Here is a 12,995-nt window from a genome sequence, read left to right as displayed (position 1 = left end):
AGCCTATGTTACCCATACACAACGTCCTGAGCCAGTTTTAAGCACTGCTTTAAAATGCAGCGCAAGGATGGGGAACGTGTGGCATCCATGCCACACTCGTGTATCCAAAGGTTGTTTTACTTTAATTGGGTATAGCAGTGGCCTCAAGAAAACTTTCAGATGGATTTGTCTAAACGATTCACCACTTCAAAATAAAAATAGCCTAAGTATTGAATGCACTGAGACATAAAATGCTTAAGCTATTGCTATAAAACGCAAGGTTGTTTATTCAGGTTTTTGATATTCATTGATGACTTCAAGTGCAGCACGGAAAGCTTCCTGGGTAGCGGGTGCGCCACAATAAGGCAAGCTGTGAAGCAGGACTTCCTGAATTTCTTCTACCGTTGCGCCGTTATTAAGTGCACCACGTACATGACCCTTAAGTTCGGTTGGGCTTTTTTGTGCGGTTAAAAAGGCGATGGTAATCAGTGAACGATATTTACGCGGCAGTACGCCTTCACGTTGCCAGGTTGAACCCCAGGCATGTTCATTAATCCAGTCTTGTAAGGGCTGGGTAAAGGGTACGGTATTGTCCTGCGCACGTTTTACAAAAGTCTCGCCCATGACTTCAGTACGAACTTTTAATCCATTTTCATAATCTTGTTGTGACATGTTTTACTCTTTGCATATCTATAAAAAAGATGTGAGCAAAGTTTATGCTTCAAGCATGATGATGTGTATTGGTTTATGGTCGTAATAGTATTGTCATTTGGGTGATATTACTCTGGTTTTTATTTTTATAAATGTTAAATCGCTATAAATATAAATAAATTAACCCACATGATGTGGGTTAATTCAGGATTAAAAACTATGAATGGGTATGTTTGACCACCAGAACGGGAACATGACTTGCCGTCAGAATGTCTTGTGCGATACTGCCGATAAAAGTCTTTTTCAAACCGGTACGCCCATGCGAGCCGACTACGATTAAATCAGCATTTAATTCATCGGCAAGTTCAGCAATGCCTTCACTCGGTGATTGTTTAGCTAAAAGTTTAGTTTCTGCTGTAATGCCTGCTTCAGAAAATCTGACAGCTAGCTCAGCCAATATATTTTTAGCATGGGCTTTGGCTTCCATAAAATAATCTGTGACTCCAGGTACATTTTTATAAAAACTGACACTGGTTAAAGGATCAATAATTACCACACTGACGATGGTCACTTTACTTCCCATGGCTTTAGCCAACATCATTGCTTGGTCAGCTGCAGCGAGAGAGATAGGGGAATCATCCACAGAAACTAAGATGTGCTGGTAACCCATGATGCTATCCTCTTGTTTCAAGATTCATTATCTGTTCAAAGATTAACATAGCTGGAATGAGGGAAGGGAAAAGGGTAAAAATGTATCTTTATGCTTTAGTTACTGAAATTTTAATCCTATGAATTAACAAAAATATTTATTAAATTTGAACATTATTTTTTAGATTTATAAGCGTAAATATCAAACCTATTTTTATATTTTTAATCTGAGCCTCCTTGGAGGCTCAGATTACCTAAAAAAATAAATGAAGCGTTATTAATAATGCTACATATTTGGGTATGCGCTGCATTGCAGCGTAAGAACTATCCAAATTACATATTCGGATAGTTCGGACCACCACCGCCTTCAGGCGTTACCCAGGTGATGTTCTGAGACGGATCCTTGATGTCGCAGGTCTTGCAGTGCACACAGTTGGCTGCATTGATCTGGAAGCGTTTCGAACCGTCGCTGTCTTCCATGATTTCATAGACCCCGGCCGGGCAGTAGCGCTGCGCAGGCTCATCCCATTTGGGTAAATTCACATTCACCGGAATTAAAGCATCGGTCAATTTCAAATGTGCCGGCTGGTTTTCTTCATGCACGGTATTCGATACAAACACCGAAGACAGGCGGTCAAAGGTCAGCTTGCCATCCGGTTTTGGATAGTTTGGCTTGAAGGTTGCCGCATCGACAGTTTTGAGTGCGCCATGATCGGTCACCAGATCATGCAGGGTAAACGGCACTTTAAACACATTCTGGTCGATAAAGTTAAACGCACCACCAAGCCACTGGCCAAACTTGTGCATCGCCGGGCCAAAGTTGCGCGAGTTGTATAACTCTTCTTTCAGCCAGCTGTGGTTGAATTTGTCGGTATACGCGGTGAGTTCTTTAACGAAGAAATCTTCGCCCTCTACAACACGCGCAACCGCCAGGTCACCGCCTTTTTCCACACCGGCAGCAATCGCTTCAAATACTGCTTCACCGCAGAGCATGCCGGATTTCATCGCGGTGTGAGAGCCCTTGATTTTGGCAAAGTTCAGGAAGCCTGCATCATCCCCAATCAGTGAGCCACCCGGGAAGGTGAATTTCGGCAGCGAGTTAAAGCCGCCTTTGGTCACGGCACGCGCGCCATAAGAAATGCGCTTGCCGCCTTCCAGATACTGCTTGATTAAAGGATGGGTTTTCCAGCGCTGCATTTCCATAAACGGATACATGTGCGGGTTGGTGTAGGACAAGTCTACGATCATGCCCAGAGTCACCTGGTTGTTTTCCGCGTGGTATAACCACCAGCCGCCTGAAGAACCGGTTTCATTCAATGGCCAGCCAGCACCGTGCATCACTAAGCCTGGTTTATGTTTGGCCGGATCGATTTCCCAAAGTTCTTTAATCCCGATGCCGTAATGCTGCGGATCGGCATCCTTGGCCAGGTCAAATTTCTGGATCAGGCGTTTACCCAAGTGACCGCGGCAGCCTTCGGCAAAAATGGTGTATTTGGCATGCAGTTCATAACCTGGAGTAAAGTTATGCGTTGGTTCGCCATCCTTGCCAATGCCCATGTCACCGGTTTGAATGCCTTTTACTGAACCATCTTCATGATAAAGAATTTCAGCAGCGGCAAAGCCCGGGAAGATCGACACTTCCAGCTCTTCGGCTTTAGTGCCTAACCAGCGCACCACATTGCCGAGCGAAATGACATAGTTGCCATCGTTATGCATGGTTTTCGGCACCATCCAGTGCGGCGCTTCCTGGGATTTTTCATCCGACAATAAGAAGTAAGTTTTGTCTTCCGTGACCGGAACGTTTAAAGGCGCACCTTGTTCTTTCCAGTCCGGGAACAGTTCATTCATGGCACGCGGTTCAAGCACCGCACCAGACAAGATGTGCGCACCGACTTCAGAGCCTTTTTCCACGACACAAACCGACAGATCGTTCAGGTTGTTTTCAATTGCAAGTTGACGGATCTTGATGGCGGCAGACAGACCGGCCGGGCCTGCGCCTACGATTACGACGTCAAACTCCATCGATTCTCGAACTAAATCATCCATAATTATAAAACTCTATTTCGCTTGGCGGTATTTTATCATTATTAAAATTTGTTATGAAGCTTAATTTTTAAATTTTTTTCAAATAAAAAAGCCTCAATCAGAGGCTTTTTTTATATGTGCTTAAATCATTATGATTTTTGCGGATCGTATAGTTTTTCTTTGATGAATAGCGCAGGGATTACACCACAAATAAAGTATGCTGCACCCATCACCACAAAGCCCATACCAATAGAGCCACCACTTGCCAGGTAACCGATTACGGCTGGAGCGATTGCAGCACCTAGACGACCGACGTTATATGCACCACCGATTGCTGTACCACGAACCAGTGTCGGGAAACTTTCAGTCATGTAAGTTGCATTTACGCCATATGGAATACCGTATAGGAAACCGAATACCACAAGTAAATATAAGATATTGTCTGGTGAGTTGTAGAATACGATTAACGGAAGGAAAATCGCTGTACCAATCGCACCGAAAGCATAAGTGAAACGACGACCCAGTTTATCCGCCATGAAGCCTGCAAGAATTTTACCTAGGATCATTGCAGTATATGTGCCGACCATGTAGGCAGTCATTTCTTTAAACTTCATACCCAGTTCACTTTCAAGGTATGTAGGCATCCAGTTGTTTACACCGTAGTAACCGAATTGAAGGAAACCGGCAGTCAGTGCCCATAGAATGAACATATTGCGGTTTTTCTTGTCCTGAAAAATTAATTTCCAAGTCGATTCAGCAGGTTTGTCTGTTACTTCAACTTTCTTAAAGCGGTTTTCTTGCCATGCAGCAGGTTCGGGCACCAGGAAATGCATCAGGATTGCCAAACCAATCGGTAAGGCTGCCACATAAAACAGCATACGCCAGCCGTGGTCTGGAATTAGCCAGCCCGCCAGCAACGTTGCAACGATATAACCCACCGTCCAGCCTGCTTGCAGTGTACCGAGTACAGTTGTACGGTATTTAGTTGGAACGTATTCTGCCATCAAGGTATTAGATGCAATATATAAAGAACCTAAACCGAGTGATGCAAAGAAACGTAAAGTACCGAATTCTGCAAAGCTTTGGGTGAAGCCTAAACCGCAGGTCAATACAGAGAACAATAAAATCGAAACCACCACGGTACGCACACGACCAAACTTGTCACATGCCCAGCCGCCGAAGATACCCCCAATGGCCATACCCGCAAGGGTAAAGCTTCCAAGCATCCCTGCTTCAACCGATGTTAATCCGAATTCAGCTTTAATGCTGCTCAAGCTGTAAGATAAAAGCATCAAATCTGCACCATCGACCAATAGGGCCAAGAATGCAAAAATAAATGCAATTTTCCACGTATTCGGACCAATTTTTGAGATCGTATTTTTAATCGTCATAATCCATTACCCTATAAAAAAAACCGGGTCGCAAGGAGAGTGACCCGGCTTAAACTGTTAACGCGTAGCTTCTTTAATCATGTTGCGCGCAATAATGACTTGTTGAATTTGTGTTGTACCTTCGTACAAACGGAATAAACGCACATCGCGATAGAAACGCTCAATTGCATATTCACTGATGTAACCCGCGCCACCATGGATTTGCACACCCCGGTCAGCAACTCGACCACACATTTCTGTTGCAAACATTTTCGCGCAAGATGCTTCAGTACTTACGTTTTGACCTGCATCACGACGACGTGCTGCATCAAGTACCATACATTTTGCTGCATAAATTTCTGCTTTAGAGTCTGCAAGCATGCCTTGAATTAGCTGGAAGTTTGCAATCGCTTGACCGAACTGTTTACGTTCAACGGCATATTGCAAAGAATCATCAAGCATACGTGTAGCAGCACCAACGCTCAGTGCAGCAATGTGAATACGGCCTTTATCCAGCACTTTCATCGCAGTTTTAAAACCCACACCTTCCACGCCACCAATTAGGCTCGATGCTGGAATGCGGCAGTTTTCAAAGATCACGTCACAAGTATGTGCGCCTTTCTGGCCCATTTTCTTGTCACGCTTACCGAGTGAAATACCCGGTAATTTGCTGTCGACAATAAATGCAGAAATAGCTGCTGAACCTTTGATGTCTGGGTTGGTACGTGCCATCACGGTAAATACGCCAGCATGTGGTGCATTAGTAATAAAGCGTTTGGTACCATTGAGGATGTATTCGTCACCATCTTTTACAGCAGTTGTTTTTAAAGATGCAGCATCAGAACCTGAATCTGGCTCTGTTAAGCAGAATGAACCAATAATTTCGCCACTAGCCAGTTTAGGCAGGAAATATTGTTTTTGTTCTTCACTACCGTCAATGATCAGACCAGAAGCACCAATACCGTTGTTGGTACCAATCAGTGAACGGAAAGCAGGAGAAGTGCGGCCAAGCTCAAAAGCGATATAAACCTCTTCTTCCATAGTTAGGCCAAGACCTTCATATTCTTCAGGAATAGTTAAACCAAACAGTCCTAACTCTTTCATTTGCTGTACGACTTCTGCAGGAATTTCGTCTGTTTCAGCAACGAGTTCTTCATTTGGGATTAATACACCTTCCACAAATTGACGAATCATATCGACTAATTGATCTAAGGTTTCCTGATCGCGAATCATGTCCTAACTCCGTTTTTAGGATGTCAATCTTGCTCAGTTTTGATAAATGGAAATCGAACAAGATCTAGTCACTAAGCTAAATTTAGTTGGATACTAATCAAAAAAAACCAACTAAACAATATCTACGAAAGTATATATCGCTATGCGGTATTAAGTTTTTAATCATAATTTATTTTTAATATATTGTTTTTATTAATTATTTAATTAATTTATACCACAATAAAATATTTAAGATAAAACATAATAGACTTGAATCATCAGAAAAACGCTGTATATTGCAAGTATAGTACCGCTGTGCGAAATGAGAATATTATGGAAAACACCCCAATATTGAAACTGACTATTCAAGAAGATGGCGTGGCGATAGTAGAAATACATCGACCTGAAGCAAGGAATGCACTCAATCTGGAGTTGCGTCAGGCACTCTCGGAAACTTTTCAACAGCTGAACTTAGATGATTCAGTTCGTGCCATCGTATTGACCGGTGGAGAAAAAGTATTCGCAGCCGGTGCGGACATTAAAGACTTCACCACAGCAACCACCGCTCAAATGTATTTACGCCATACCGAACAGTACTGGCAAAGTATTGTTGATTGCAGCAAGCCGATTATTGCTGCTGTGAATGGCTATGCCTTGGGTGGCGGATGTGAACTGGCCATGCATGCCGACATCATTATTGCCGGGCAGTCTGCTCAATTTGGTCAGCCTGAAGTCAAGCTGGGCTTAATGCCGGGCGCTGGCGGTACCCAGCGTTTACTGCGTGCCATTGGTAAATTCCAGACCATGCTGTTGGTATTGTCAGGCAAATTTATTAGCGCTGAAGAAGCCAGCCAAATGGGCTTGGTGTCGGAAGTGGTAGACGATGATCAAACCATTCCGCATGCCTTAAAACTGGCTAAAACCATTGCTGCTTTCTCTCCAATTGCGGTTCAGCAAATTAAAGAAGTGACTAACCTCGGTCAGGACCAGTCTTTACAGGGTGCACTTGCGCTTGAACGTAAGGCATTCCAGATTTTATTCGATACCAAAGACCAGAAAGAAGGCGTGAATGCGTTCTTTGAAAAACGTCCTGCACAGTACACTGGAGAATAAGAAATGACGATTCAATCGATGGCGTTGATTGGTACTGGTGTCATGGGCATGGGCATTGCACAAATTGCTGCCCAGGCCGGACTCGAAGTTCGTTTATTTGATGCTAAGGCTGGGGCTGCCGAAGCGGGCTTAGCCAAACTGAAAACCACTTTAGAAAAATTACAGGCCAAAGGTAAATTTACTGAACAGGTGCTGAATGAAACCTTGGCGCGTTTTAAGATTTTAGACAGCATTGAACAGATTGCTGGTGTAGACATGGTGGTTGAAGCCATCATCGAAAACCTGGAGATCAAGCAAAGCCTGTTCAAGCAGCTTGAAGGCATCGTATCAGCAGAGACCATTCTTGCGACCAACACCTCATCACTTTCAGTGACCGCAATTGCTTCAAATCTTGAACATCAAGGACGCATGGCCGGGTTCCATTTCTTTAATCCTGTGCCACTGATGAAAATTGTGGAAGTGATTGCAGGACTGGCTACCGATGAACAGGTGATTGCCGATTTGCTTGAACTGGCACAGCGTATGGGGCATTTCGGTGTGCGTACCAAAGACACCCCAGGATTCATCGTCAACCATGCCGGCCGTGCTTATGGCACTGAAGCCCTGAAAGCACTGGGTGAAGGTGTAGCCTCAGTTTCTGAAATCGACCGCATCTTGCGTGATGGTGCAGGCTTCCGTATGGGACCATTGGAACTGTTTGATTTGACTGCGCTGGATGTTTCTCATCCGGTGATGGAATCGATCTTTAACCAGTTCTATCAGGAAGACCGTTACCGTCCACATGCTTTAACCCGTCAAATGCTGGCGGGTAAAAAGGTGGGCCGTAAAGTCGGTGAAGGCTTCTATAAATATGTTGATGGTCAAAAGACCAATGAAGCCCCTGCACAAGCTGTACCTGAAGTGACTGCGTTTAATGCAGTTTGGATTAAAGCCGACCGTGAACAGGATGCCGTGATCTTGCGTGATTACATCCGTGAACAAGGCTTAGTGCTGGATAGTGCTGGAACACCTGCAGCAGATAGCCTGATTGTCTTGGCGACTTATGGTGAAGACACGACTACAGCGGCCTTGCGTTTTGGTGTGGATGCGAGCCGTGCCATGAGCATTGATATGCTGACTGACTTTGCCAAGCACCGCACCCTGATGCCATCAATTCTGACGCAAAAAACATACATTGATCAAGCACATGCGATATTTGCTAAAGATGGACAGGGCGTGACCGTGATTGCAGAAAGTGTCGGCTTCGTTGCACAGCGTGTCTTGGCAATGGTAGTGAATCTGGCGTGTGATATTGCGCAGCAGCAAATTGCCACGGCTTCTGATATCGATAAAGCAGTGAAACTGGGTCTGGGTTATCCGCATGGTCCAATTTCCTGGGGCGATGTCTTGGGTAACGATCGCATTCTGCTGATTCTGGAACGCATCTATGCCAATACCGGTGACCAGCGTTACCGTCCAAGTCCGTGGCTGAAACGTCGTGCTCAACTTAATTTATCTTTACTTCATACAGCGGCTGTTTAAGCGCGAACCAAGAGAATATTCCTATGTTAAATGCATATATTTATGATGGCGTACGTACTGCTTTTGGTCGCCATGCCGGTAGCCTTGCCACCATCCGTCCGGACAATCTGGCCGCTCACGTGATCAAGGCCGTGGTTGAAAAGCACAATCTTCCGAATGATATTTTTGCGGATGTAATTCTGGGCAATACCAACCAGGCTGGTGAAGACAGCCGTAACATTGCGCGTCACGCGACTTTGCTTGCAGGTCTGGATGTAAAAACGCCTGCACAAACCGTGAACCGTTTATGTGCTTCCGGTTTGGCTGCGGTGATTGATGCAGCGCGTGCAGTGACCTGTGATGAAGGCGATATCTTTATCGCTGGCGGTGTCGAGTCGATGTCGCGTGCGCCATTCGTATTTGCCAAGTCTGAAACTCCGTTTAGCCGTGACTTTAAAGTATTTGATTCAACTATCGGTGCGCGTTTTCCGAACCCGGCCATTGAAAAGCAGTTTGGTGATGACACCATGCCAAAAACCGGTGACAACGTGGCGTTTGAATATGGCGTGACCCGTGAAGATGCCGATACTTTTGCCGCAGCGTCGCAAGCCAAATATGAAGCTGCGAAACAGGCCGGTTTCTTTGAAGGCGAGATTGTTGGCATTGAAGTTTCCCAAGGCCGCAAATTACCGCCTAAATTAGTTGCAGTTGATGAGCATCCACGCCCATCGTCTAATATGGAAGCGCTACAAAAATTGAGACCCTTATTCGAAGGTGGTGTGGTGACTGCGGGGAATGCCTCTGGGGTCAATGATGGCGCAGCTGCACTGATCATCGGTTCTGCACAGGCTGAGCAGACTTTGGGAATCAAGCCAATGGCAAAAATCCTGTCTTCTGCTGCAGCTGGGATTGAGCCACGCATCATGGGTGCAGGTCCGGTTGATGCGATCAAATTAGCATTGAAACGTGCCAACCTGACGCTAGATGACATGGACATTATCGAGATCAATGAAGCCTTTGCTTCTCAGGTTCTGGCTTGTCTAAAAGGTCTGGATGTGGCTTTTGATGATGCCCGTGTCAACCCGAATGGCGGTGCGATTGCAGTCGGTCATCCACTCGGTGCTTCAGGTGCTCGCCTGGCATTGACAACTGCACGTGAACTGCAACGCAGTGGCAAAAAATATGCTGTGATCAGCTTGTGTATTGGTGTGGGACAAGGTCTCGCAATGGTTATTGAACGCGTATAAAAGAGAAAACACATGGGTGCATTAGAAGGTATTCGCGTACTGGATTTAAGTCGCGTACTGGCAGGTCCTTGGTGTGGTCAAATCCTTGCGGATTTAGGCGCAGAAGTGATTAAAGTTGAACGTCCAAAAACGGGTGATGATACCCGTTTATGGGGTCCACCTTGGATGAAGAACAACCAGGGCGAAGACACACGTGAAGCGGCTTATTATCAGTCTGCCAACCGTAATAAACTCTCTATTGCGATTGATATCTCTACGCCAGAAGGTCAGGAGCTGGTGCGTGCTTTGGCAGCAGAGTCGGATGTAGTGATTGAAAATTATAAGGCCGGTTCACTGAAAAAATATGGACTGGATTACGATAGTCTCAATGCCATCAACCCCAAACTGGTGTATTGCTCGATTACCGGTTTTGGCCAGACTGGTCCACGTGCACCTGAACCGGGTTATGACTTTATTATCCAGGGGATGGGCGGTCTGATGTCTGTGACCGGTGAGAAAGATGACTTGCCGGGTGGTGGTCCACAAAAGGTGGGTGTAGCCTTTGCTGACTTAACCACGGGTTTGTATTCAACCATCGCCATTCAAGCGGCTTTATTGAACCGTACTTTAACCGGTTTGGGTCAGCATATTGATATGGCCTTACTGGATGTGCAGGTGGCAACACTGGCGAACCAGGGCATGAACTATCTGGCTTCAGGTAAAGTGCCGGGTCGCTATGGTAATGCTCATGCCAATATTGTGCCTTATCAGGTGTTTAAAGCAGCAGACCAAGACTTCATTATTGCCTGCGGTAATGACAATCAGTTTGTGGCGTTAAGTGCAGCGATTGGTTTGCCTGAGCTGCCAAATGATCCGCGCTTTACCACCAATGCGCTACGAATTAAGCACCGTACCGAAATTGGTGAATTGCTGGGAGCACACTTCCTGACCAATACTGCCAAGCACTGGGTTGAAGCGATTCATGCCGTCAAAGTTCCAGTGGGTTTAATTAACAACCTGGAACAGGCTTTTGAAGAGCCTCAAGTGAAAGCACGTAACATGCTCATTGAAATGCAGCATCCTTTAAAAGATAAGCTTAAAGTGATCGGTTCACCTATCAAGCTTTCGCGTACGCCTGTGGAATATAAGAAAGCTCCGCCAATGCTGGGAGAGCATACTGATGAAATCTTGGCGCGTGTAGCGAATGCTGAACAATTGGCTGAATTACGCACTAAAGGTATTATTGGATAAATAATTTCCATAAAACTTGAATGTGTTTAATAAAGAAGCAACTTTTAATAAGTTGCTTCTTTGCTATTAATACAATATTTATATTATAATTTTCGCAATGCGAAACAGAAATGAAGTATTGGGGCAATTTAAATGACTAAAGAGACAGAATCGGAACAGGCGGACAAGCTCTTGGCTCCATTAAGACATGAACTTTTGCATCCCATGGAGGATATGCAAGATGAAAATGATCGCCAATACATTACCGCTCTTGCTCGCGGATTAGAACTTTTACGTTGTTTTTCGGCCAAGCATCAGCATTTGGGCAATCAGGAATTGTCACAAATGACGGGTTTGCCTAAACCGACCATTACCCGATTAACCCATACGCTGTCACGCTTGGGTTACCTAAAACAGGTGCCTAATTCAAGTAAATTTCAGCTTTCAGTTGGCGTGCTTGCATTTGGGTATTCCATGTTGTCGAATCTTTCGATCCGTTCCATTGCACATCCCTATATGAAGGATCTGGCGGATTATGCTGGTGCCGCGGTAGCGATGGCGACGCGTGATCGCTTAAATATGATCTATCTGGACGTAGTGCAAGGCAAGGGAAATGTGACCATGCGTCGTCAGGTGGGAACCTATTTGCCGATTCATTTAAGTTCAGTTGGTCGAGCATGTCTGGCAGCGATGCCAGAAGATGAGCGAGAGTTTTTACTCAATGCCATCCGTGCCAAGCATAAAGATGACTGGATGAAAATCAATCGTGAATTAGATAAAGCTTTTAAGGATTATCAAGACTTTGGCTATTGTTTCTCGATAGGGGAATGGCATAAGGATGTCAATTCAGTAGCGGTGCCTTATTATCATGAACAGCATGGTTTGCTGGTGTTTAACTGTGGTGGTCCTAGCTTTATTTTAAATCGGGAAAAACTGGAAGATGATATTGCACCGCGCTTACTGCATATGGTGAATAATATTCGTAATGAAGTCGGGTAGTTTTAAATCGGTTTTTAGAGGAAATTTCTATTATTCATTGGTCTAAATAAACGGCAGGTATCGAAAGGATACCTGCAATAAAAAAATAAATATTTAGCGCTATTTACGAATAATCATTAGTGTCGCTGTGCCGTGAGCATAAATTTTATCATTTTCATCAATAATGCGACCTTCGGTCATGACAAGCGTGCGCCCTTGATTGATGATCTGTCCCACACCGCGATAGGTTTTTCCACATTGCATCGGGCGGATCATTTTAATATTCAAGTCAGTCGTGGCAAAACGTACACCTTTTTCCATAATGGTATGTGCTGCGGCACCCGTCACACTGTCTAAAATTGTTGCACAGAATCCGCCATGCACACCGCCTTGCAAATTGATATGATCTTCGCCAGGGGTAACTTCATAGATAATATAGCCTTCTTGAACTTCAACCAGTTTCATTGGAATGGTTTTAGCCATGGGTGCATGAGGAATTTCACCATTTTTAACTGCGGTTAAAAACTCTAAACCTGTGTATTGATCCATCGACATTTAATATTGCTTCCATTTTCATATCTTAATTTCTATTTAGTTTAATATTTATTGGTTATTTTTGAAATAAAATACCGCAAAGTAAAACTAAAGTTTGATACTGGATCTCTTTTATAAGTCAATTCTGGTTTAATTTCATCTTGTAAATCCTGGCGATTAAATTGAATCTTAAGCCTATTCTTTGCCTTGGTTTGGAGGATGTTTAGCAATAATTTTGAAAGTTTTCAGGATCCAAAATACATGTCCAATACCGCTTCTTCTTTTATTGATTTCCTGATGATAGATTTTTAGTTCAGGATTTAAGTTATATCGTCTTTTGGTTTTTAAGGATAAAAGACCATTCGGATATAATGGATACATTTCTTGATAGCCTTTATCTACAAGGGTAAAAACCCCAAAAGGAATCTGGTTTAAATTGCATTTAAATAGCTCCAAATCACGCATAGCACCGCGACCTTAATTTAGGTGATCTGCCTTTCGTTGAACATGATTCTTTAATTACTCAACC

12 protein-coding genes are annotated in these 12,995 nt (G+C 44.3%); 5 read left to right on the top strand and 7 right to left on the bottom strand.

The window, feature by feature from the left end; translation table 11 throughout:
* Positions 1-264 precede the first annotated feature (264 nt).
* From B9T26_RS00975 to B9T26_RS00955, 5 genes are all read right to left on the bottom strand, one after another.
* A complete protein-coding gene (locus B9T26_RS00975; RefSeq protein ID WP_086174350.1) occupies positions 265-651 on the bottom strand; it encodes a carboxymuconolactone decarboxylase family protein in 387 nt (128 codons plus the stop codon).
* Positions 652-847: 196 nt separating this feature from the next.
* Positions 848-1,300: a universal stress protein gene (locus tag B9T26_RS00970; protein WP_086197950.1), complete on the bottom strand. Its 453-nt coding sequence runs from the start codon at positions 1,298-1,300 to the stop codon at positions 848-850.
* 311 nt (positions 1,301-1,611) lie between these two features.
* Entirely contained in the window at positions 1,612-3,324 is a 1,713-nt protein-coding gene (locus B9T26_RS00965) for an electron transfer flavoprotein-ubiquinone oxidoreductase (protein ID WP_086197949.1), read from the bottom strand.
* A 128-nt stretch (positions 3,325-3,452) separates the two neighbouring features.
* The gene (locus B9T26_RS00960; protein WP_086197948.1) at positions 3,453-4,694 is read right to left on the bottom strand and encodes an MFS transporter; all 1,242 of its coding nucleotides are present in this window, start codon (positions 4,692-4,694) and stop codon (positions 3,453-3,455) included.
* Between the two features lie 57 nt (positions 4,695-4,751).
* Positions 4,752-5,906 (bottom strand): acyl-CoA dehydrogenase family protein, encoded by a 1,155-nt coding sequence (locus B9T26_RS00955; protein WP_086197947.1) that lies wholly within the window; start codon positions 5,904-5,906, stop codon positions 4,752-4,754.
* Between the two features lie 312 nt (positions 5,907-6,218).
* Between B9T26_RS00955 and B9T26_RS00950 the strand changes: the two genes are divergently transcribed.
* The 5 genes from B9T26_RS00950 (at position 6,219) to B9T26_RS00930 (ending at position 11,953) form a co-directional block, all read left to right on the top strand.
* On the top strand, positions 6,219-6,998 hold the full coding sequence (locus tag B9T26_RS00950) for an enoyl-CoA hydratase (RefSeq protein WP_086197946.1): 780 nt from the start codon (positions 6,219-6,221) through the stop codon (positions 6,996-6,998).
* Positions 6,999-7,001: 3 nt separating this feature from the next.
* Complete coding sequence (locus tag B9T26_RS00945) at positions 7,002-8,519, top strand: 3-hydroxyacyl-CoA dehydrogenase (RefSeq protein WP_086197945.1); 1,518 nt, start codon at positions 7,002-7,004, stop codon at positions 8,517-8,519.
* Positions 8,520-8,542: 23 nt separating this feature from the next.
* Positions 8,543-9,745 (top strand): 3-oxoadipyl-CoA thiolase, encoded by a 1,203-nt coding sequence (locus B9T26_RS00940; RefSeq protein WP_086197944.1) that lies wholly within the window; start codon positions 8,543-8,545, stop codon positions 9,743-9,745.
* A 12-nt stretch (positions 9,746-9,757) separates the two neighbouring features.
* Entirely contained in the window at positions 9,758-10,975 is a 1,218-nt protein-coding gene (locus tag B9T26_RS00935; RefSeq protein WP_086197943.1) for a CaiB/BaiF CoA transferase family protein, read from the top strand.
* A 132-nt stretch (positions 10,976-11,107) separates the two neighbouring features.
* Positions 11,108-11,953 (top strand): IclR family transcriptional regulator, encoded by an 846-nt coding sequence (locus tag B9T26_RS00930; RefSeq protein ID WP_086197942.1) that lies wholly within the window; start codon positions 11,108-11,110, stop codon positions 11,951-11,953.
* A 99-nt stretch (positions 11,954-12,052) separates the two neighbouring features.
* Here B9T26_RS00930 and B9T26_RS00925 read toward each other — a convergent pair whose 3' ends face one another.
* A complete protein-coding gene (locus B9T26_RS00925; protein ID WP_086197941.1) occupies positions 12,053-12,487 on the bottom strand; it encodes a PaaI family thioesterase in 435 nt (144 codons plus the stop codon).
* Between the two features lie 174 nt (positions 12,488-12,661).
* Positions 12,662-12,931 (bottom strand): hypothetical protein, encoded by a 270-nt coding sequence (locus B9T26_RS00920; protein ID WP_086197940.1) that lies wholly within the window; start codon positions 12,929-12,931, stop codon positions 12,662-12,664.
* Positions 12,932-12,995: the final 64 nt, after the last annotated feature.

The organism is Acinetobacter sp. ANC 4169 (assembly GCF_002135355.1).
In the GTDB taxonomy this organism is placed as follows: domain Bacteria; phylum Pseudomonadota; class Gammaproteobacteria; order Pseudomonadales; family Moraxellaceae; genus Acinetobacter.
The sequence above is the reverse complement of the archived record's forward strand: the minus strand, read 5'-3'. Positions and strand labels throughout refer to the sequence as shown.